The organism is Halomonas maura (assembly GCF_030409305.1).
Lineage (GTDB): Bacteria > Pseudomonadota > Gammaproteobacteria > Pseudomonadales > Halomonadaceae > Halomonas > Halomonas maura.
In genome coordinates this window covers 25,778-46,217 of sequence record NZ_JAUFPQ010000010.1, presented here as the reverse complement: position 1 = coordinate 46,217, position 20,440 = coordinate 25,778, and the positions used below count along the sequence as shown (strand labels likewise).

General features: G+C 59.8%; 15 protein-coding genes and 2 pseudogenes. 16 read left to right on the top strand and 1 reads right to left on the bottom strand.

Annotated elements, in window-relative coordinates:
- The first annotated feature begins 471 nt into the window (after positions 1–471).
- The gene (locus QWY76_RS04610; RefSeq protein WP_290309937.1) at positions 472–2,400 is read left to right on the top strand and encodes an acyltransferase family protein; all 1,929 of its coding nucleotides are present in this window, start codon (positions 472–474) and stop codon (positions 2,398–2,400) included.
- A 146-nt stretch (positions 2,401–2,546) separates the two neighbouring features.
- Complete coding sequence (gene elyC, locus QWY76_RS04605; RefSeq protein ID WP_290309936.1) at positions 2,547–3,311, top strand: envelope biogenesis factor ElyC; 765 nt, start codon at positions 2,547–2,549, stop codon at positions 3,309–3,311.
- A gap of 155 nt (positions 3,312–3,466) precedes the next feature.
- Here elyC and QWY76_RS04600 read toward each other — a convergent pair whose 3' ends face one another.
- On the bottom strand, positions 3,467–4,513 hold the full coding sequence (locus QWY76_RS04600; RefSeq protein WP_290309935.1) for a sugar-transfer associated ATP-grasp domain-containing protein: 1,047 nt from the start codon (positions 4,511–4,513) through the stop codon (positions 3,467–3,469).
- Here QWY76_RS04600 and QWY76_RS04595 point away from each other — a divergent pair.
- From QWY76_RS04595 to QWY76_RS04535, 14 genes and pseudogenes are all read left to right on the top strand, one after another.
- Positions 4,512–4,811 carry a hypothetical protein gene (locus tag QWY76_RS04595; protein ID WP_290309934.1) on the top strand — a complete coding sequence of 100 codons (300 nt, stop codon included), beginning with the start codon at positions 4,512–4,514 and terminating at the stop codon, positions 4,809–4,811. The genes QWY76_RS04600 and QWY76_RS04595 overlap by 2 nt on opposite strands.
- 193 nt (positions 4,812–5,004) lie before the next feature.
- Entirely contained in the window at positions 5,005–5,886 is an 882-nt protein-coding gene (locus QWY76_RS04590; RefSeq protein ID WP_290309933.1) for an ATP-grasp fold amidoligase family protein, read from the top strand.
- Positions 5,887–6,026: 140 nt separating this feature from the next.
- Positions 6,027–6,927: pseudogene (locus tag QWY76_RS04585) on the top strand (transposase).
- Positions 6,928–7,303: 376 nt separating this feature from the next.
- Complete coding sequence (locus QWY76_RS04580) at positions 7,304–8,644, top strand: O-antigen ligase family protein (protein ID WP_290309932.1); 1,341 nt, start codon at positions 7,304–7,306, stop codon at positions 8,642–8,644.
- Positions 8,645–8,867: 223 nt separating this feature from the next.
- Positions 8,868–10,211 carry a UDP-glucose dehydrogenase family protein gene (locus QWY76_RS04575; RefSeq protein WP_290309931.1) on the top strand — a complete coding sequence of 448 codons (1,344 nt, stop codon included), beginning with the start codon at positions 8,868–8,870 and terminating at the stop codon, positions 10,209–10,211.
- Positions 10,212–10,317: 106 nt separating this feature from the next.
- A pseudogene (locus QWY76_RS20145) lies at positions 10,318–10,437 on the top strand (NADH:ubiquinone reductase (Na(+)-transporting) subunit F); the annotation flags it as partial.
- Between the two features lie 954 nt (positions 10,438–11,391).
- The gene (locus QWY76_RS04570; protein WP_290309930.1) at positions 11,392–13,680 is read left to right on the top strand and encodes a polysaccharide biosynthesis tyrosine autokinase; all 2,289 of its coding nucleotides are present in this window, start codon (positions 11,392–11,394) and stop codon (positions 13,678–13,680) included.
- Between the two features lie 257 nt (positions 13,681–13,937).
- The gene (locus QWY76_RS04565) at positions 13,938–14,948 is read left to right on the top strand and encodes an NAD-dependent 4,6-dehydratase LegB (protein WP_290309929.1); all 1,011 of its coding nucleotides are present in this window, start codon (positions 13,938–13,940) and stop codon (positions 14,946–14,948) included.
- Positions 14,949–14,988: 40 nt separating this feature from the next.
- Positions 14,989–15,615, top strand: a complete 627-nt coding sequence (locus tag QWY76_RS04560) for a NeuD/PglB/VioB family sugar acetyltransferase (protein ID WP_290309928.1) — start codon at positions 14,989–14,991, stop codon at positions 15,613–15,615.
- Positions 15,612–16,631 carry an N-acetylneuraminate synthase gene (gene neuB / locus QWY76_RS04555; RefSeq protein ID WP_290309927.1) on the top strand — a complete coding sequence of 340 codons (1,020 nt, stop codon included), beginning with the start codon at positions 15,612–15,614 and terminating at the stop codon, positions 16,629–16,631. The genes QWY76_RS04560 and neuB overlap by 4 nt, the downstream gene beginning before the upstream one ends.
- Positions 16,628–17,824, top strand: coding sequence for a UDP-N-acetylglucosamine 2-epimerase (neuC, locus tag QWY76_RS04550; RefSeq protein ID WP_290309926.1), 1,197 nt, complete (start codon positions 16,628–16,630; stop codon positions 17,822–17,824). The genes neuB and neuC overlap by 4 nt, the downstream gene beginning before the upstream one ends.
- A 14-nt stretch (positions 17,825–17,838) precedes the next feature.
- Positions 17,839–18,897 carry a nucleotidyltransferase family protein gene (locus QWY76_RS04545; protein ID WP_290309925.1) on the top strand — a complete coding sequence of 353 codons (1,059 nt, stop codon included), beginning with the start codon at positions 17,839–17,841 and terminating at the stop codon, positions 18,895–18,897.
- A 40-nt stretch (positions 18,898–18,937) separates the two neighbouring features.
- Positions 18,938–19,654 carry an acylneuraminate cytidylyltransferase family protein gene (locus tag QWY76_RS04540; protein ID WP_290309924.1) on the top strand — a complete coding sequence of 239 codons (717 nt, stop codon included), beginning with the start codon at positions 18,938–18,940 and terminating at the stop codon, positions 19,652–19,654.
- Entirely contained in the window at positions 19,635–20,432 is a 798-nt protein-coding gene (locus QWY76_RS04535; protein ID WP_290309923.1) for an SDR family oxidoreductase, read from the top strand. Before QWY76_RS04540 ends, QWY76_RS04535 begins: the two co-directional genes overlap by 20 nt.
- Positions 20,433–20,440: the final 8 nt, after the last annotated feature.

Here is a 20,440-nt window from a genome sequence, read left to right as displayed (position 1 = left end):
GCCCTGCTGCTTCCGCGGTCGAATGCGGCCGGCCCTGGCATTTGCCGCCCTTGCCGGGGCCCATCTGGTCTTCGGGCTGGTCGACACCGGCCTGTTGGAGCCGCAATAGATACCCCGGCGCTGGCCTCGCCGCTGCTTTTGGCCTTGGCTCGCCACGGGTAGCACTGGCTGGGTTGAAGGCCAAGCTCCCGGGCGGCGGCACGGATACCGACACGATCGGCGAGAGCCAGTGCCTGGGCCATGTCGTCTTGGGAGTCGCGGGTACGGGGCTTGTTCATCGAAGCTGGTTGCCTTGCCATGGGTCACCTCGTCTCAGTGCATTGTCTTAATGAGGTATCCGCTGTTTCCGGGCAAGATCACTCTTATGAATGAGGCGGGGTTATTTTTTCATGATAAAATAAAAAGCCCATGAGATATACAGCGTGGCCCCTGTCCAGGTGGTGGTTGCAACTTATAGCGTGGGGTGAATTCGTGAGCCTGAGCTACAGAGGTGATATTGATGGTTTAAGGGCGATTGGGGTCTTGGCCGTCGTATTGTTCCACGCAAGTGAAGATTTCTTGCCTGGTGGTTATGTTGGTGTCGATGTCTTTTTTGTTGTCAGTGGGTATTTGATCACTTCCTTGATAGCTAAAGAGATGGAGAGTGGGAATTTCTCGTTTTTGAACTTCTACAAGCGGAGGGCGGCGAGGCTGCTTCCAGCCCTGTCCATCACTTTGGCGTTTACATTGCTGTTCGGCTTTGTGTTCTATGATAATGGGCAGTTTGATAATCTTGGTAAGGAGGTTTTCTTTTCAGCCTTCGGTGCGGCTAATATCCTGTTCTCTCAGGGAGTCAACTATTTTGCGCAAGGCCAAGCCTATCAGCCCTTGATTCACCTATGGTCGCTAGGCGTGGAAGAGCAGTTTTATGTGGCCTGGCCTATTATTCTTATCATGGCTTTCAAGGTGTCCAGAAATGTTCTGATTCCTTTGGCGGCAGTGCTTTTCGCGTTCTCCTTGTTTTTGTCAATGGACGCTGTTAGTCGGGGCTATTCTGCCGGGTACTTTTTGCCGCATTATAGGGCGTTTGAGCTTCTGGTCGGTTGCATCTTGGCCCTTTGGATCAAATATGGTTCGAAAACCCCAGTTCGCAAGAGTTTCAAAAAACACCTTGGTGTTGTTGGTCTGCTCTTGATTGTGGTGCCGATGGCGTGGTTGGATAAGAACTCGAAGTTTCCAGGGCTGAATGCACTATGGCCATGCATTGGTGCTAGTCTTGTTATTGGGTTTCCAGTATTTGAAGGAAAATCGGTTTCAGTGCTTCTGTCTACGAGGGTCCTTGTATTCTTCGGATTGATATCTTATCCACTTTATCTGTACCATCAACCGATCATCACCTTCCTTAACTTTTTCGATCACTCCTTTTCTGACGCACAACTGCTGGTTTTTGTGTTGTCAGTATCCTCATTTCTTGCTTGGCTAACCTATAGGTTTGTCGAGATTTCAATTCGTCGGTCTATACAGTCAGAGAAGGGGGTCAAGAAGGTCGCGATTATTACGGGCCTGGTTTTGACCATACCTTTGTTTGCAAGTTCTGGGCTTCTGGTTGCCAAGACAAATGGGTTGAATAATCGGTTTCGTTACCTTAATCCATTTGCTCTGGAGGTCGCTAAAGCGCACGGTGCAACTTTTAATTCGAGTTTCAAGCGTGGGCTTTCTATCAACGATTCAGGAGGCGCCAAGGTGCTATTTATAGGCGATTCCGTTCTTCAGCAATATGTGGTTCCACTTACAAGAGCATTAGGCTTGGGGTATGGTGAGGTAGACACTGTCACCAGGGGTGGTTGTGTGTTACTGAAAGGCGTCGAGTTTCGGGATAAGTTTTCTGATATATCCTGCAATGATTTGAGAGAGGCATTATATAGCATTGATAATAATTATGATGTCGTGGTTATTTCTCAATCATGGGATAGGTATGATGGCAGTGTCACAAATTTTTCGGAAAGCAACGAATTCTTCAGGTGGAAGCCGTTCATCGATGAGACAATCTCCCACTTTAGCGATCTTTCCAAGGGTATTGTCATTATTGGAGCACATCCAAGAGTGTCTGGAACACTCGAGATGCAGCCATCCCTGACGAGCACTCCTGAAGCCCTTTCCGAAGGCTTGAAAGATATAAGAATCACAAATCTACATCACTTGAAGGAATCTTTCATGTTTTTTTCAGGGTATTTGGACAACGGCAATGTGACAGTCATTCATCCTTATGAAATATTTTGTGGGAACCGTTGTGTGGTCAGTGATGGACACTGGTCGTATTTCAGCGATGGGCTCCATCTATCCAGTGCCTCGACGGAATATGTTGAGTCCAGGCTCAGGTCAATTCTCGCCAACGACCCCACTCCAGACTCTCGGCTCTGATCCCGGGTCTCATGAGGGAGGCCTGAAAGCCAAGATGGCGGATGGCATGCCTCGACAGCTGCAGTGCCAACCCCGCGCTCGATGTGCACCTCTGCCCATACATCCAGGAAGCACCAACGAAGACACGCAGGGAGGCGATGACGAACATGTATGATCTGTTGAAGACGCTGGCGGGGGAGCTGCTGCTACCGCTGCCGGTGGCGTTGGGCCTGGGGGGGCTGGGGCTGCTGCTGGCCTGGTGGGGGCGGCGCCGGTCGGGTGCGAGCCTGGCCGTCGCGGGGCTGGCATTGCTGGTGCTTTCGAGCTGGGCGCCGGTGGCCGATCGGCTGCTGGCGCCGCTCGAGGCGCGCTATCCCGCCCTCGAGACGCTGCCGGAGGACGAGGCCCTGGCGGGCGTCGTGGTGCTGGGCGGGGGCTGGGCGTGGCAGGCGCCCTGGACGGTCACCGGTCAGCTGACCGAGAGTTCGGCCATCCGCCTGATGGAGGGCGTGCGGCTGTGGCGCCAGCAGCCGTCGTTACCTCTGGTGGTCTCGGGGGGCAGCTTCTCGCCTGAGGCGCAGCCGGTGGCGCGGGGCTACGCCCGGGCCGCCCGTGAACTGGGCGTGGCGCCGGACCGTTTGCGGGTGCTGGATTTTCCGGCCGATACCGGCCGCGAGGCGCGGGCGGTGCGCGAGGCGCTGGGGCAAGGTGCGCGGACAGTGTTGGTGACCTCGGCCTCGCATATGCCCCGGGCCATGCAGCATTTCCGGCGGGCGGGGCTCGAGCCGCTGGCCGCCCCCACCCATTACCTGGCTGAGCGGAGTCGCACTGACAGTCTGGAGTATTGGGTGCCCTCGGCCACCCAACTGCACAAGACCGAGCGGGCGATCCACGAGCGGCTGGGGCAGCTGGCGGTGGCCCTGGAGCATTGATGTCCAGGAGCCGGTCGGTTTTAACCGATCGTCACGAGATTCACGGATTTCGAGTCAGCGTTATCGCTCTGTTGAGGCGAATAGCGCTATTGAACGCAACAGATCGAATGAAGTTGGCCGAACGCCCGGGATTCGCAGTGGATCAGCGTTGAATCCTAGGCCAGCACTCGCGCCTTGATGCGCTCCAACTCCTGGGCCATGCCCTCGTCGACGGGCATCTGCCACAGCACCTTGCCCCAGTTGTGATTGCCCTCGAGGAGCAGGGGGCCGTCCGGGGTCACGGCGATATCCCAGCCGATGACCCGGGCCTCGATCTGCCGAAGGGCCGAGCGTTGCGCCAGGTCCAGCACCGCATCCCACATGGGAATCACCTTGCCCTGGAAGGTCTCGCCGGTCTTCGGATGGCGCTCGAACGTCCGCTCGATCAACGAAGCGCTGGCGACGGCTGGCCCGGAGATCACTCCGGTGTCCAGGTCGACGGGCACCGCCAGCCCGCCGGAGCCGAGGTTGTCCACCACCTTGCCGATGGAGAAGCGCGCCCGGGCGAAGAGGAACTCGATATCGCCCGCGGTGGTGACGGCGGTGACCACCCGGATGGTGCTCAGGGCGTCCGGCGCGATGCGTTGGATGTCCGGGTGATTGATGAGTCGCCGCTCGACGATATAGATCCCGCCGCCCGCCGTGGCGCGGGCGAGCGCGCCTCGGCCGTCGCGTCTTAGTTCCTCGATACTGAGGACGCTGGCACCGGTGCCACATTGGCCGTCGGCGGGCTTGATGAAGATGTCATGCCCACCGGCCCGGAGCGCCTCGAGCAGGGGCTCCGGGTCGTCCGTGGCGGTATGGAACCTCGCGCTGCCGTCCATGAGTTCGCGATAGCGCTCGGTAAAGCGTGTCTTGTCGGCGAAGTCGCCGCGTATGCCGGCCGGGACGAAGCGCCGCTGCGCCAGCCACATGCCGACGGTGCCCACCCAGCGTTTGCGCTCGACATGGAGCTTGTCGTAGAAGCCGAACAGGAAGTACTCCTCGGGCGAGGTACCGTAGCGGAAGGGGGCGAGGACCGCACCGACCAGCGCCCGGGCGCCGCCGTGCCGGGAGAGCGTCCGGGATTCCTGGGCGAATCGCAGGGTCTTGGGCCAATCGGCCTTGAGTAGGCAATAGCCGGCGCCGATGAAGCGCAGGCCGGCGGTGGTGACGGCATGCATGCTGGTTCCCTCGCTGCAGAAAAAGTCCGTCAGGGGCGTGCAGCGGCCTGGCGGGAACCCCGACGACCATCTGATGGTCATCGACCGGGCCGACGACTGCAGCGGCGGCGCCTACCACGGCGGCGTGCTCGATCCACAGGCCCTGGCGGCGCGAGGCGTCGATGCCGATCCAGGCGAGATCGCCGATGGTGGTGCCGCCACCGATATTGGCACCGGTATTGACGATGCTGCCGGGGCCCAGCACGGCGCAGGCATTGACGATGGCATCGGCCACCCGGCAGTCGGTGGGTCACGCTGAGTAGCGAAACCCAGGCTGTTCGATTCTATAGTAGATGAGTTCGGCCGCGACGCGAGTGTCAAGCGTACGATCGTCGAGCCCTTCAACGGGTGGCGCTGCGGCGGGCCGTCGGCAAGGCGCTATCCTTTAGGCCTAAAGGGAGGCGGGGCAGGCCGACGAGCATGTCCCGTCACGATAGGGGGGAAGGCCCAGCATGACGAAGTTGATGAGAAAATTTTATGATGTCCTGCCGGCCGTCGCCAAGGACCATATAAAATTCGTCTCCCGGCTGCACTATCTTCCGAATTTCAAGCAGCCGAGAACCTACAACGAGAAAGTCAACTTCAGGAAGCGCCATTATACCTCCGAACTATTCGCACTGTGTGCCGACAAGGTCAGGGTCAAGGACTATGTCCGGGATGCCGTGGGCAGCGAGGTCGTCATCGATAACCTGTTCGTGGGGGACTCGCTCGAACCAGCACACCTTCAGGAGTTGATCACCGCCAATGATGGCGCGGTGTTGAAGACCAACAATAATTCAGGGACGGTGTTTATCTTCGACCGCGATGCCGGCCGCGAGGACATCGAGCACGGCTGCTCGGCGGCCCGCCGGGAACTGGGCAAGGATTATGGGCAAATCAAGCGCGAGCCCTGGTACAGCGATATCACGCCGAAGCTCCTGGTGGAACGTAAACTGCCTGTGAAAGCGGGTGAGGCCGCGCTGGATTACAAGTTCCACGTCTTCAAGCAGGGCGAAGGGTGTGATCCCGTGGTGATCCTGCATGTCGATTTCGATCGATTCACCAACCACAGCAGGTCATACTTCAGCGAGGACCTGGAGTGGCTCCCCTTTGCCGTCAAGTATCCCTCGATTTATCACCGTATCGAACGCCCCGAGAACTATGAGCGAATGCTCGAGATCGTCAAGATCCTGGCCGAGCCGTTCTCCTATGTGCGCGTCGATCTCTATAACATTCGCGGTCGGATCTTCTTCGGGGAGATGACCTTCGCCCATGCCGCGGGATTCGGGGCCTTCACCAGCAAGTCGTATGACCTGTGGATGGGCAATCTCTGGAAGTGTGATCCCAGGTACTGAGGCGCCCGAGCCGACTGGCCAGGCCGGGCACAGTCGCCCGGACTTTCCAGGTGAGCGTGGTATAAATTCCACCGGAGCCGCCTGAGCGCCACCGGCGGGGTAGCTCTTGCCTGTCCATCACCCGCTGACAGGGGCATCCGATGCAGCAGGTCTCGTTCGCTCAGGCCGAGCAGCAGAACAAGAAGACGGTTGCCCACCGTTAGCGGTTTCTGGCATAGACGGAGGCCTTGCTACCATGGCAACGGCTGATCGAGGCACGGTCAGCGTCTAACTTCCCCTACGCGGCGGGCAAGCGAGGCCGGTTCCCCATTGGCATGGAGCGGATGCTGCGAGTCTACTTCCTCCAGCAGTCCAGCAGTCCAGCAGTCCAGCAGTCCAGCAGTCCAGCAGTCCAGCAGTCCAGCAGTCCAGCAGTCCAGCAGTGGTATGCCCTTGCGGATGAGGCGCTGGAGGATGCCGCTTATGCCAGCCAGGCCATGTGCGACTTCATCGGTATCGACCTGGCCATCAAGAGCGTGTCGAACGTTATTTCGCTGTTGCGTTTCCGCCATCTGCTCGAGAAGCATTTCCTGACCCAGCGGATCTTCGAGGAAAACAACGCCAGCAGGGTCTGTTCACACGCGATGGCACCATTGTCGACGCCACCATCGTGGCGGCCGCGCCCTCCAACAGGTACCAGGCCAAGCAACACGATCCGGAGATGAAACGGCCTCAGATGGGTTTGCGGCCTGAAGGCCCTAATCGGCGTCGATGCGGTCACTGGACTCGCCCATAGTGTCGCCGCCAGCTCGGTACCATCAGACAGATGCCAGAGAGCCTGATGAAAACGCAGCTGCTGGCGTTCGAGACGGCCAAGGCCAGCCTGCATCCACGCTGAGGTGGAGCAACCGTATCATCTCATCAAGAACTTCTTCGGGTAGCGGAAGGTGCCCTACCAGCGGCTGGCCAAGCATCGAGCGCAGCTGTTCACAATCCGCAATCAGCCATCTGGTGCTGGCTGGTCGGGGGCCGGATCATGCTGACGGGTCCAAGATCTCTTGAATCTGGCCTGGCCGCCGGATGACTCGGCTGCCAGATAACACTGGCCACCTGAGATAGCCATGCCAGGATGGCCGAGGTGACGGCCGGCCTGGCCATGCTGAACACCTCGGTTGACCAGAATCGGTTGATTCAGCGGTTTCCTAACCGCTCATTCAAGTGACTGGCTCTGGAAGCGAGGATGGCTGCGAGGCAAGTGGTGCCATCTCGTGTCGTGATGAAGCCGCGGCGTCCTGTGCTGGCAGCTTGAGGCCATGCCCCGGCGCGTGACCGGGCTATTCTGCATAGTGCACCGTGACATGACTGTATGGCTACGAGTGGTGAAACGCCCGTGTGGGCATATCGGGATACGCCGAAGGGGCCCGAGGGAGAGTGAGGCATGATACTGTCGCTGATCTGGCCGCGACCAGCGACCCAGGGCGATGATCCCTGGCGTCGTGGTAATACCCTGCTGCTATGGGCCTTCGTCTCGCTGTTGATCCTGGTGCCCTGGGGCTATGCAGCGGTACCGCTGGCGGCCGGGCTGCTGGCGCTGTGCGGGGTGTTGGCTCGCCGGGGGCCGACGCGCCAGTACCCGGCCCTGCTGGATGGCGAGGATTGGGGCTGGTTGCTGGTGCTGGCGACCTTCGCCGGCCTGTGGTGCTGGGACGTGGCGCGCACCGGCCAATGGCCGGTGGCCGAGCATGCACGCGGCTGGCTAATGCCATTGTGGCCGCTGCTGGCGGCGGCGCTGTTGATCTGGCTACGCCGCCATCCGCCGTCGCGCATAGGCTGGTGGTTGGGCCTGCTGGTGGGAGGGCAGGGGGCCGGGGCGATCGCGATGCACGAACGTTTCGTGCTCGGTGCCTACCGCGCCGACAACGGCATGAATGCCATTCCCTTCGGCAATCTCGCCCTGCTGCTGGGCGTGTTGGCACTGGTGGCCATGCTGGGACGCCTGTCCCTTTCGCGGCGACCATTTCCCTGGCTGACTGCGGCCCTGGGCCTGACCGCGGTGGCCGGTTTCGCGGCCTCCTTCCTCTCCGGCACTCGCGGTGGCTGGGTGGTGGTGCCCCTGCTGGCGTGGATGGGCTTTCGCGCCTTTCGCGGGGTCTTTTCCCGGCGTCGTATGCTGATGGCGGCAGCGGGGTTCTGGGGATTGCTGGCCGGGCTGGTCGCGATGACTGCCCTCACCGATTACGGGGTCTCCTCGCGTATCGAGAGGGCCATGGATGATGCGCGCGATTATGTCGTGGAAGGCGATAGCGGCAACTCCGTGGGCTTGCGCCTGGAGATGTGGCATGCCGGCGGCCAGCTGTTTCTGGAGAAGCCGCTGACCGGCTGGGGCGAGGGGCACCTGCAGGCGGCCCGGGATGCGATGGTCGAGGCAGGCGTATTGCATTCTGGGGTGAGCCAGTTTGATCAACTGCATAGCGATATCATCGACACCGCGGCGCGGCGTGGGGTGCTGGGCCTACTGACGCTGGGCGCGCTGTACGGCGTGCCCGCCTGGCTGTTCGCCCGGCACCTGCATCGTAGCCGTGACCCCCAGACCCGAACGCTGGCCCTTTCCGGGCTGATGGTGGCCGTGGCCTTCGTGGATTTCGGCTTGACGCAGTCCATGCTGCGTGACGCGAGAGGGTTGAGCGGGTATCTGGGCCTGAGCGTGGCCTGCTGGGTATTGTTGAAGGCCCATCTGGTAACCTTGCGGTTGCGTGAGGCCCCCCAGGGGCAGGCGTGACCAGAGCGCCGACATGGTCGCGGCATTGGTCATGGCCTGGCCAGGCGCTGCACGGAGTGGAGGCCCGGGGCCCGGGTAACTCCTCGACGACGTCGCGCTCATGCCGAGCCGCCTCGGGACTGTCCGAGTGGGGCCTCGGACGCCGCGTGGCACGGCAGCGCCGACAAGGGAGCCGGCAAGATGTTCAAGCATGATACATCGGAACGAGAGAAGGAGCCTGGGGATGAAGATCACGATTTTCGGTACGGGGTATGTCGGGCTGGTAACCGGTGCCTGTCTCGCCGATGTGGGCCACGACGTGATGTGCATGGATGTGGATGACGACAAGATCGCGCGCTTGCGCGAGGGCGTGATTCCCATCTACGAGCCGGGTCTCGAGGCGTTGGTGAAGAACAACGTGGAGGGCGGTCGGCTGCGCTTTACCACCGACCCCGTCGAGGCGGTGGCCTTTGGTACCCTGCAGTTCATCGCCGTGGGCACGCCGCCGGACGCGGACGGCAGCGCCGACCTGCAGTACGTGCTGACGGTGGCCGAGACCATCGGCCGGCATATGCAGGACTACAAGGTGATCGTCGACAAGTCCACCGTGCCGGTGGGAACGGCCGATCGGGTGCGTGGCGCGGTGGCCGAGACGCTGAAGGCCCGCGGCGAGGCACTCGACTTCGATGTCTGCTCCAATCCCGAGTTCCTCAAGGAGGGGGCGGCCATCGAGGACTTCACCTATGGCGCGCGCATCGTGGTGGGAACCGATTCGGAGCGCGTCAAGGAGCTGATGCACGAGTGCTACGCTCCCTACAGCCGGCTCCATGACAAGATGATGTTCATGGACGTGCGCGCAGCGGAGCTGACCAAGTATGCGGCCAACGCCATGCTGGCCACCAAGATCAGCTTCATGAACGAGATCGCCAATCTCGCCGAGCGCCTGGGTGCGGACGTGGAGCAGGTGCGCCACGGTATCGGCAGCGATCCGCGCATCGGCTACCAATTCATCTACCCAGGCTGTGGTTACGGTGGTTCGTGCTTTCCGAAGGATGTGCAGGCGCTGGCGCGTTCCGCCGCTGAGGTGGACTACCAGGCTGAGTTGCTCAACGCCGTGGAGGCGGTGAACCGCCGGCAGAAGCAGAACTTGTTCACCAAGCTCGCCCAGGCCTTCGATGGCGACCTGACGGGCAAGACCATCGCCTTGTGGGGGCTCTCCTTCAAGCCCAACACCGATGACATGCGCGATGCCCCGAGCCGTACCCTGATGGAGGCGGTGTGGGACGCCGGTGGCCGCGTGCAGGCCTTCGATCCCGAGGCCATGTCGGAGTGTCGCCGGCTGTATGGTGAGCGTGACGACCTGACCCTGGTGGCCGACCGCATCCAGGCGGTGAAGGGGGCCGACGCCCTGGTGATCTGTACCGAGTGGAAGGAGTTCCGTTCCGTGGACTTCGCGTGGCTGAAGGCCAACCTGACCACGCCTGTGGTCGTCGACGGCCGAAATCTCTATGACCCGCAGATCGTCAAGCGCGCCGGCCTGCTCTACTTCGGCGTGGGACGCGGCGACTCGTTGCAGACGGTCGGCTAGACATTATGGTTTGACCCGACCCGACCCGCCGCGAACGTGATCTCCGACGCCCCCTTGCGCCCAGCTGCGCAAGGGGGCTTTCGTGTGGTGCTGTTCCGTTCCGCATGCCGGAATGGTGCCGAAGTGCAGCCATCTCTTCGGCCAGCTCAAGCGCCTCGACATCAAGCGCAAGATCACCTTTTGGTACGGTGCGCGCTCTTGGCGCGGGACATTCTACGACGAGGATCGAGGGAACGGGTACGACAACCGTCGCGGCTCAACGGCCGCGATGACCAGATTCGTCATGCGTATGGAGCCATAGCCCAGTGAGCCGATGATTCTTCAGAGTGAAGACTGTCTCGGCCACGTTCTTGGGTTCCCACAAGCAGATCAGGCCGCTTCATCCTGCGGCCTCCCGCCATCAATCAAAGCTGGCAAGCACTGATAGGCGTAACCTCGCGCCTCAACCGCCGGCAAGTACACCGGCACCTCCTCGACATCGCTAGGCAGTATCGCTGCTCCCCCATGAACGTCAAGGCGTTAACTCGTTGTAGTCAAGGCATTTTTAAAATGACTGCATGGATCTGCTGTCGGCAAGAGACGCCATGACGAGTCCCACGTTGAACGTTACTCCCACTGGCCGAGGGCGGGAGCTAGCATCATTTTTCTCCTACTCATCACGATTCCATTAAGTCATTTGTCGCATATTTTCAGTGAAAGAAATGGTGATGCGTGGAATGTTACACAAGTTAACCTTGTTAGTGGGGCGTAGCTGTGCATGTCAGTCAGTAAGTTTTGTGGCCGTGTTTTCCATGTTGAGTCGGGCTGCAAACCGATGGTGGCTCACATTCGACAAGGCCTCAGGGTTGTGCCGGCATGCCACCCTGGGGCGGTAGCGTGGTGAAGATTCCGATCGGGTACCCGAAGGATCTGAACCAGTCTGCACTGTGAGCTCTTACCATCAAGGTGGTCACCGTTTGACACTGCGTCACCATCAACAGCTTCAAGATGCTACAAGTTCATACTTTCAGGTTTTCGTTATGGTTATTGGCCATGTGAACTCGATAATGATGATGCCACGGTCGATCTATTGCTTATATTGGTCATGCTGTTCTGTGACAGCTGGCCTCAACTTGGCTACCTAGTGGGGGTTGCCGTGAATAGTTTTTCAAGGCGGGATAGTCTACCTGGCGAGCCACCCGTGCCCAGTGTGGTCTATATGCCGAGTTCAAGCGATGACAGCATCCCGCTGGGCCGGTTGCTGGGCCTGCTCCTGGAATATAAATGGCTCATTGTTATCAGTATGTTGTTGTTTGGACTTGGTGGTATGGTTCACGCCAATCTCATTACGCCGATCTACCAAAGTAATGTGTTAGTGCAGGTGGAGCGTCGGGATTCGGTCAACCCTATTGGTGATCCTGAGGCGATGTTCAATACCAATGACGGGGGGCGTGTTGCAGCTGAGATAGAAATCCTGCGCTCTCGGATGGTGCTGGGAAAGGTTGTTGACCGCATGGAACTGGACTCCGTTATTCGCCCACACCAACTGCCAGTGGTCGGCGAATATTTTCAGCGTCAGGGGATTCAGCGTCCTGATCCATATGATTTTCCGGTAATTGGTAGTGTGATGGAGCGATTCGATCTCCATTTTCTTGACTTCTTGAAAAACAATTCGGCTGTTTGGGGTGGTGAGAGTGTTCAGTTGAATCGCTTCGAAGTTAGTGACTCTTTCCTGGGACAGCCATTGACCCTGTCGACTATGGACAAACAGCGTTATCAATTGTTAAGCGACGATTTTGTTCTAGGTGAAGGGGAGGTTGGGGAATTAGAAAGTTTTTTGGGTGGGAATATCATCCTGAACGTGGCTAGCCTGGAAGCTCCGCAGGGAGCCAAGTTTACATTGATAAAAATATCCAGGCTGGATGCAGTTCAGTCGATTGTTAGTCGTCTATCCGTATCCGAGCAGGGGGTGTCTGGAAGAGGAGTGAGTACGGGGATACTTCGTTTGACCCTGAAAGGAAGTGATAAAAACGAGATTCGGAATACTCTGGATGCTATTAGCGAGACTTTCTTGATGCAAAATGTCGAGCGCCAATCGGCTGAGACTCAGCAAAGCCTGGAGTTCCTCGCAATGCAGGCTCCTGATCTCAGGGAAAAGCTATCGTCCGCCGAGAACAGGATGAGCGAGTATCGTTCCTCAGTAGACAGTGTCGATGTGGATACTGAAGCTCAATCGATCATTGATCAGTTTATTCTGTTGGAACAGAAGCTCAATGAGTTGGTCATCCAGGAAGCCGAACTGGCACAACGTTTCAAGGAAACCCATCCGACGTATCAGGCTTTATTGCGGCAGAAGGATTATCTCGAAGGTGAACTCGAACGTCTAGATGAGAGAGTCAATGCTATGCCAGCGGCTCAACAGGAGTTGATCCGCCTGAGTCGTGATGTCGAGGTGGCCCAAGCTATATATGTAAACGTTCTCAACAAAGCGCAAGAGCTTCAGTTGGCCAAGGCGGGAACGATCGGAAATGTCCGAATCATAGACTCAGCAGTTGTCGAAAGCTCTCCAGTTGAGCCCCGTAAGGCAATGATTGGTGGCGCTGCTGCCATGATGGGGGCCATGCTGGCTCTGGGCTATGTCCTGTTACGGTGCTGCCTTAGCCAAGGGATTGAGAGTTCAGAACAGATTGAAGAAATGGGCTTTCCAGTTTATGCGAATATCCCTCTGTCAAAAGACCAAATAAAGATAGCAAACTTTCTTAGGCGTTCGAATGCCGATAGTGTCGAGCGTAACAGTATATTGGCCCATGTTAATGCCACCGATACGGCAGTAGAAGCATTGCGCTCACTGCGTACCAGTTTGCACTTTGCGATGCTTGAATCCAGCAACAATTGCATCATGATTTGTGGGCCAAGTCCTGGCACTGGCAAGAGCTTCGTGAGCCTCAATTTGGCTGTGGTTTGCGCCCAGGCCGGTCAGCGTGTTCTGATCATTGATGCCGATCTTCGCAGGGGCGGCCTTCACCGTGCATTTGGCGGACATTCCCGAAGTGGCCTTTCAGAAGTTCTTGGCAATACGTTAGCCCTTGATCATGCATTACGACATACGGAGGTCGCTGGCCTGGATTATCTCTCGCGCGGCGTATCCCCTCCAAACCCTTCTGAACTTCTGATGCATAGCACGTTTACGCAGTTGATCAATGAGGTATGTGACCGTTATGACTTGGTGATTATTGATACACCACCCGTCCTGGCGGTTACAGAAGCAGCCATCGTCGGAAAGCGGGCAGGCACTAGCTTGATGGTCGCTCGCTTCCAACTTAACCCGCCGAGAGAAATAAAGCTGGCTATTCGCCAATTGGAGAATGCTGGTGTTGAGGTCAAAGGTTGCATCCTCAATGGTATGCAACATACGCCTACAATGGCTTACGGCTATGGCTATTACAACTACCAGTATCAAGCCGACCATCGAGAGCGTAGCTTGTCTTGAAGCAGTAACAATGCAGGGTGGTGTCATTTTATATTCAAAAGAATCGGTTTTTAAGGATTGTGATATAAAAATCACACTGTTCACGAGGGCGCAGACAATTGGCGTAGTCCGTAACAGCTTGCTGAACTGTCGACAGCCAGCCGTCTCGTCGAAATAGGGAATCATAAGCGAGTGATCGTATGAAAGGGCGTGTTCAGTTACATGGTTCCTGTAGGCGCGAAGGAATAACGGCTCATCCAGCATGGCGAGAGACGTAAATGGATTTGTATGGAAAGAATGTGCTAGTGACTGGTGCCGATGGTTTCATCGGCTCGCACTTGACCGAAGCCCTTGTCGCACATGGCTGCTCCGTCAGGGCGTTCGTATTGTATAATTCCTTCAATTCCTGGGGGTGGCTGGATCACAGTGATCCCAAGATCCGTCGGCAGGTCGAGGTGTTCGCCGGTGATATCCGCGATCCCTATGGTGTGCGTCAGGCGATGAAGGGCTGCGACGTGGTGTTCCACCTGGCCGCGTTGATCGCTATTCCCTACTCCTATCACTCCCCGGCCACCTACATCGACACCAATATCAACGGCACTCTGAACGTTGTTCAGGCTGCGCAGGAACTTGATGTCGAAAAAGTGGTGCACACCTCGACCAGTGAAGTCTATGGCACCGCCCGCCGGGTCCCCATCACCGAGGAGCATCCCTTGCAGGGGCAGTCACCCTATTCGGCATCCAAGATCGGCGCCGACCAGATCGCCCTGTCCTTCCAGCACTCCTTCGCCACGCCGGTAGCGGTCATTCGGCCTTTCAATACCTACGGGCCGCGCCAGTCCGCACGTGCCGTGATTCCCACTGTCATCACCCAGATCGCCACCGGTGTGCGTCGGTTGCGTCTCGGCGCACTGCACCCCACCCGCGACTTCAACTTTGTGGCCGACACCGTGGCCGGTTTCATGCGAGTAGCGGAGTGTGATGCCGCCGTCGGAGAGGTGATCAACGTCGGTACCGGCTTCGAGATCAGCATCGGGGACACCGTGAGCCTGATTGCCGAACTGATGGGACGCCAGGTCGAGATCGACACCGACGCGCAGCGCCTGCGGCCACGCGACAGCGAGGTCGAGCGCCTGGTGGCGGGCATCGACAAGGCTACGAAGCTGCTGGAGCATGCCCCTGGGTATGCCGGGCGCGAGGGCCTGCGCCGCGGCCTCGAGGCGACCATCGCCTGGTTCGAGGATCGCGACAACCTGGCTCTCTACAAGGCGGATCGTTACAACCTCTAGGGCCGCCGCCGGCCCGTTCCGGACACCGACAGGAGTCGATGTGGACGAGTTCTGTGTAGTGGGCGGAGGCGGTCACGCCCGGGTACTGATCCACGCCCTGCGCCGGTTGGGGCATCGGGTCCGGGGCTATGTGGCACCGTACGATGAAGGAGAGGTGTTGGGAGTGCCGTTTCTGGGTACCGATTCCGACCTGCTGATTCAGGCAAGGATGCTGCCCTCACTGGCGGTGCTGGGGATGGGCAAGGTCACCGTTGCCACGCCGCGCCTGGCCATCCTCGAGGCGTATCGGGCGCATGGTCTGCAGTTCCCGGTCATCTCCGCGCCCGGCGCCATGATCCACGAGGGGGTGAGCTGCGGCCTTGGTAGCGTGGTGCTGGATGGCGCCGTAGTCGTCACCGGCACTTGCCTGGGGCGAGCCTGCATCGTCAACACCAACGCCACTGTCGACCATGGCTGCACTCTCGGCGACGACGTGCATGTGGCTCCCGGGGCGACCATCAGCGGGGGCGTTAACATTGGCGACCGCTGCATGATCGGCACCGGAGCCAGCCTCGTTCATGCCGTGCGGGTCTGCGCCGACTGCCTGATCGGTGCCGGCGCCACAGTGGTCCGTGACATCGACATGCCGGGCACCTACGTAGGGACGCCCGCCAGGAGAATCGCATGAACGATTCGTCTGCCGCCTTCGTGATCGCCGAAGCCGGGGTCAATCACAATGGCTCGCTGGAGATGGCCCTCGAACTGGTCGACGCCGCCAAGCGTTGCGGCGCCGATGCCGTCAAGTTCCAGACCTTCAAGGCCGAGGCCCTGGTGACTCGGCAAGCCGCCAAGGCGGCCTATCAGCGTGCATCGACATCCGACTCGGACTCCCAGTATGCAATGCTCAAGTCACTGGAGCTCGCCGAAGACGACTTCGTGCGGATTCATGCCCACTGTCGGCAGCAGGGCATCGAGTTTCTCTCCAGTGCCTTCGACATGGCCAGCGCCGACTTCCTCGACGGCCTCGGCATGTCCCTGTTCAAGATCCCGTCCGGTGAAATCACCAACTGGCCGCTGCTGGCCTGCATCGGTGGTTTCGGCAAGCCGGTGATACTGTCGACCGGGATGTGCCACCTGGCGGACGTCGAGGCGGCATTGCATCGGCTCGAAGCCGCCGGCGCCGGTGAGGTGACGGTATTGCACTGCGTGACCGAATACCCCGCGCCCTACGCGCAGATCAATCTCTCGGCCATGCATACCCTCGCCGAGGCTTTCGGTGTGAAGGTGGGGTATTCCGATCACACCGCGGGCATCGAGATCCCCATCGCCGCCGTGGCCTTGGGTGCCACCGTCATCGAGAAGCACTTCACCCTGGATACTCGTCTGCCGGGGCCGGACCACGCCGCGTCCCTGGCGCCCGATGAGTTCCGGCACATGGTCACGGCCATCCGACACGTCGAGAGTGCCCGCGGCGACGGGCGCAAGCGGCCGGCGCCCTGCGAGTGGCCCAATCTCGGGGTCGTGCGCAAGAGCATCACCGCCCAATGCGCCATCGCCGAGGGCGAAATCATCACTCTCGAGCACTTGGCGCTGAAGCGACCAGGATCCGGGCTGTCGCCGTGCCTGCTGGATACCGTGATCGGTCGCCGTGCCGCCCGGACGATTGCCGTCGATGAACTGCTCGACTGGGAAGATCTGTCATGACAAGGCGTCGCGTCTGGGTACTGTCGACGACCCGTGCGGATTACGGCTTGCTCTACTGGCTACTGCGCGAGATCGATGAGGACCCCGACCTGGAACTGCTGCTGGCGGTGAGCGGTAGCCACCTTTCCCCTGAGTTCGGCTATACGGTCGGCGAGATCGAACGGGACGGCTTCCGCATCCACCGGCGCCTGGAGGTGCTGTTGTCCGCCGATAGCCGCACGGCGATGATCAAGGCCATGGGGCTGGCCATGCTGGCCTGTGGCGACGCTCTCGCCGACGACCGACCCGATCTTGTGGTATTGCTCGGCGATCGTTTCGAGATCGTGCCGGCCGCGCTTACCGCGGTGGCTTACGGTATTCCCCTGGTGCATCTGCACGGAGGGGAGACCAGCCGTGGTGCGCTGGACGAATACTTTCGCCATGCCGTAACCAAGCTCGCCAACATCCACTTTCCCGCCACCGAGACCTATCGGCGGCGCATCCTGCAGATGGGCGAAGCCCCTGAGCGGGTCTTCAACTATGGCGCCCCGGGGCTGGATCATCTGCATCGCAGCGAGCCCATCGGTCGAGAAGCGTTGGCCGAAGCCCTCGGCATGACGCTCGACCGTCCCACGGCGATCGTCACCTATCACCCGGTGACCAGCGAACCCCACCAGGGGACGCGTTCGCAGGTGGCTGAATTGCTGGAGGCCCTCGAGGGATACGACGACCTGCAAGTTGTGTTCTCCAAGGCCAATGCCGATAGCCAGGGCCGTGATATCAATGCTCACCTGAGCCAGTGGTGCGCCGCCTATCCCGGTCGGGCTCGGCTCTTCGACACTCTGGGACAGCGGGTCTTTCATGGCTGCCTTCGCCACCTCGACCTGATGATCGGCAATTCATCGAGCGGCCTGATCGAGGCGCCGTCGTTCCGGCTGCCGGTGGTGAACGTTGGCTCACGCCAGGAGGGTCGACTGGCCGCCGACAACGTCATCTCGGTGAGCAATCGGGTGGCGGCGATACGCGACGGCATCGAGTGGGCGCTGGACCCGGCATTCCGCGCTCGGCTTGCTGGCCTACACAATCCCTACGATCGCTTCGGCGACGGGGAGACCTCAAGACGCATCAAGGACACCCTCAAGACTCTGCCCCTGGAGGCAGGGTTGGTGAAGAAGGGCTTCATCGACATGACCATGGCAGGCGGAAACGACTGAGAGGGGGCCTTCCGATGTACGAGTCACTATTGATTGATGAACGGCGCAATGTTTTGGAAGCGCTGCAGCAACTGGAAGAAACGAGGCGCAAAATCCTCTATGTTACCACCGGCCATGGTCGACTGCTCGGTACCCTGACTGACGGTGACGTGCGACGCTGGATCCTCGGGGGGGGAGACCTGGACGGAGTGGTCGAGGCGGTCTGCAACCGCATACCCTATTCTGCCAAGGCCGACTATCGCATCGCCGAGATCAAGAGCGCCATGTCCACGCACCAGATCAATTCGGTGCCGGTGCTGGACGATGCGGGATGCATCATCGATGTGTTGTTCTGGGACAGCCTGTTCCAGCAAGGCGAGGAGGTCAGGAAGGGGACGTCACTGGACCTGCCGGTGGTGGTCATGGCCGGCGGCAAGGGTACCCGGCTCGCGCCTTTCACCAGCGTGCTGCCCAAACCGCTGATCCCGGTGGGGGAGAAGACAGCGATCGAAGTCATCATGGATGCATTTGCAGAGCATGGGGTCGATGAGTTCTACCTTTCGGTCAACTACAAGTCGAAGCTGATCCAAGCCTACTTCGAAGAGCTCGCGCCGCCGTATCGCCTGAACTTTGTTTACGAGGACAAGCCGTTGGGTACCGGCGGCAGCTTGCACACCCTGGCCGGCCACCTTGAGGGCGATCTCATCGTCACCAACTGCGACGTCATCATCAAGGCGGACTATCACGCCCTGGTCGAGCATCACCGCAAGGAGGACAACGACATCACCATGGTGGTGTCGCTGCGTCACTACGACATTCCCTATGGCATCTGCGACATCGTCGACAACGGCCAACTCTGTGCCATGCGCGAAAAGCCGCACTACAACTTCCTGGTCAACACCGGGCTCTATGTGCTCAAGGCGTCGACGCTCGAACTGATTCCCGAGAATCAGTTCTACCACCTCACCGAGCTGATCGAGGACGTTAAGGATCGCGGCGGACGCGTCGGCGTCTACCCCATCAGTGACAAGGCCTGGCTGGATACCGGCGAGTGGCAGCAGTACTGCGACACCATGGCCCAGCTACGCTCGTGATCCTCCCTCCCGTCATCCACCCCCATTTCAGGTGATGTCGATGATTGACAGACAACGAGTCGTTGCCGTTATCCCGGCACGCGGCGGCAGCAAGAGCGTGCCGGGCAAGAACCTGCGTACTCTCGGCGGCAAGCCGCTGATCGTCTGGACCCTGGACCTGGCCGCACGCCTCGAGGAGGTCGACCGCGTGATCGTCTCGACCGACAGCGAGGATATCGCCAGGGTCGCCAGTGAGCGGGGAGCGGAGGTCTACCATCGCCCGCCGGCCTTGGCCACTGATACCGCGCTGGTGCTCGATGCAGTGCGCGAGCTGGCCCGTCGGCTCCACGATGAAGGCGAGCGGGCCGCCTATGGCCTGCTGCTGGAACCGACCGCGCCCTTCAGGCGTGCCGGCGACGTGCAGGCTTGCCTGACTCATCTCCATTACGACGGATTGGACTCGGTGGCCACCTTCAAGCCTGCTGAGCTCAACCCGCACCGCGCCTGGCGGATCCGCGACGGAGCGCCCGAGTCTTTCGTCGACGGCAGCGTGCCCTGGTTGCCGCGCCAACAACTGCCCGAGGCCTACCAACTCAGTGGCGAGGTCTATGCCTTCCGTCTCGACCGGCTTGACCTGGCGACCCGCGGCATGCTGTTCGGACGTACCGGGGCGGTGATCGTCGATGGTGATACATCGCTGGACATCGATGACGAGCGGGATTTTCGCCTCGCCGAACTCATCACCAGGGAGGGGAACCATGAATCGGTCTCTGCATGAATTGATGGACCTTAGCGGGCGTAACGCGCTGATCAGTGGCGGCGCCGGCTATCTGGGCAGCGCCATGGGCGAGGCTCTCGCCGAGCTGGGCGCTGATGTCGTACTCGCCAGTCGCGATGCTGCTCGCTGCGAAGCAATGATCATGCGGCTTCGCGATATCGCTCCTCTCGGCCACCACCGGGCCATCGAGCTGGATGTCACCGATCGCAATTCCGTGTTGCACTGCGTGGAAGCACTGCGAGAGAGCGACACTGGACTCGACATCCTGGTCAACAATGCCTGGTCCGGCCGCAAGAACAGTTGGCAGAGCATCGAGGAGGACGATTGGTATTACGACGTTGATATCAGCCTCAACTCAGTCTTTCGTATGGTGAAGTGCTGTTACCCGCTGCTCAAGGAGCGCAGTGGCTGCATCGTCAACATCGCCTCCATGTATGGCCATGTGGCGCCCGACTATCGGCTGTACGATGGCACCGACCATGCCAATCCACCCAGCTATGGCGCGGCCAAGGCCGGGGTGCTGCAGTTCACTCGCTACCTGGCAAGCTTTCTGTCGCCCGATGCGATTCGCGTCAATGCCATCAGCCCTGGCGCCTTCCCGCATGCCGTGACCCAGGAGAATCGGGCGTTCATGGAGCGTTTGGAGAGCAAGGCGCCGGTGGGCCGCCTCGGGCAGCCGCAAGATCTGAAGGGCGCCATTGCCCTGTTGGCCAGCGATGCCGGTGCCTACATCACCGGGCAGAACCTGTGCGTGGATGGCGGCTGGGCGATCTGGTGACTCCCGAC

Excerpts from the sequence above, each read along its gene's own strand:
- QWY76_RS04565 (WP_290309929.1), top strand. The coding sequence starts at position 13,938 with ATGGATTTGTATGGAAAGAATGTGCTAGTGACTGGTGCCGATGGTTTC.
- QWY76_RS04590 (WP_290309933.1), top strand. The coding sequence starts at position 5,005 with ATGACGAAGTTGATGAGAAAATTTTATGATGTCCTGCCGGCCGTCGCC.
- QWY76_RS04540 (WP_290309924.1), top strand. The coding sequence starts at position 18,938 with ATGATTGACAGACAACGAGTCGTTGCCGTTATCCCGGCACGCGGCGGC.
- QWY76_RS04600 (WP_290309935.1), bottom strand. The coding sequence starts at position 4,513 with ATGCATGCCGTCACCACCGCCGGCCTGCGCTTCATCGGCGCCGGCTAT.
- QWY76_RS04545 (WP_290309925.1), top strand. The coding sequence starts at position 17,839 with ATGTACGAGTCACTATTGATTGATGAACGGCGCAATGTTTTGGAAGCG.
- QWY76_RS04575 (WP_290309931.1), top strand. The coding sequence starts at position 8,868 with ATGAAGATCACGATTTTCGGTACGGGGTATGTCGGGCTGGTAACCGGT.
- QWY76_RS04535 (WP_290309923.1), top strand. The coding sequence starts at position 19,635 with ATGAATCGGTCTCTGCATGAATTGATGGACCTTAGCGGGCGTAACGCG.
- neuB (WP_290309927.1), top strand. The coding sequence starts at position 15,612 with ATGAACGATTCGTCTGCCGCCTTCGTGATCGCCGAAGCCGGGGTCAAT.
- elyC (WP_290309936.1), top strand. The coding sequence starts at position 2,547 with ATGTATGATCTGTTGAAGACGCTGGCGGGGGAGCTGCTGCTACCGCTG.
- QWY76_RS04595 (WP_290309934.1), top strand. The coding sequence starts at position 4,512 with ATGCTGGTTCCCTCGCTGCAGAAAAAGTCCGTCAGGGGCGTGCAGCGG.
- QWY76_RS04580 (WP_290309932.1), top strand. The coding sequence starts at position 7,304 with ATGATACTGTCGCTGATCTGGCCGCGACCAGCGACCCAGGGCGATGAT.
- neuC (WP_290309926.1), top strand. The coding sequence starts at position 16,628 with ATGACAAGGCGTCGCGTCTGGGTACTGTCGACGACCCGTGCGGATTAC.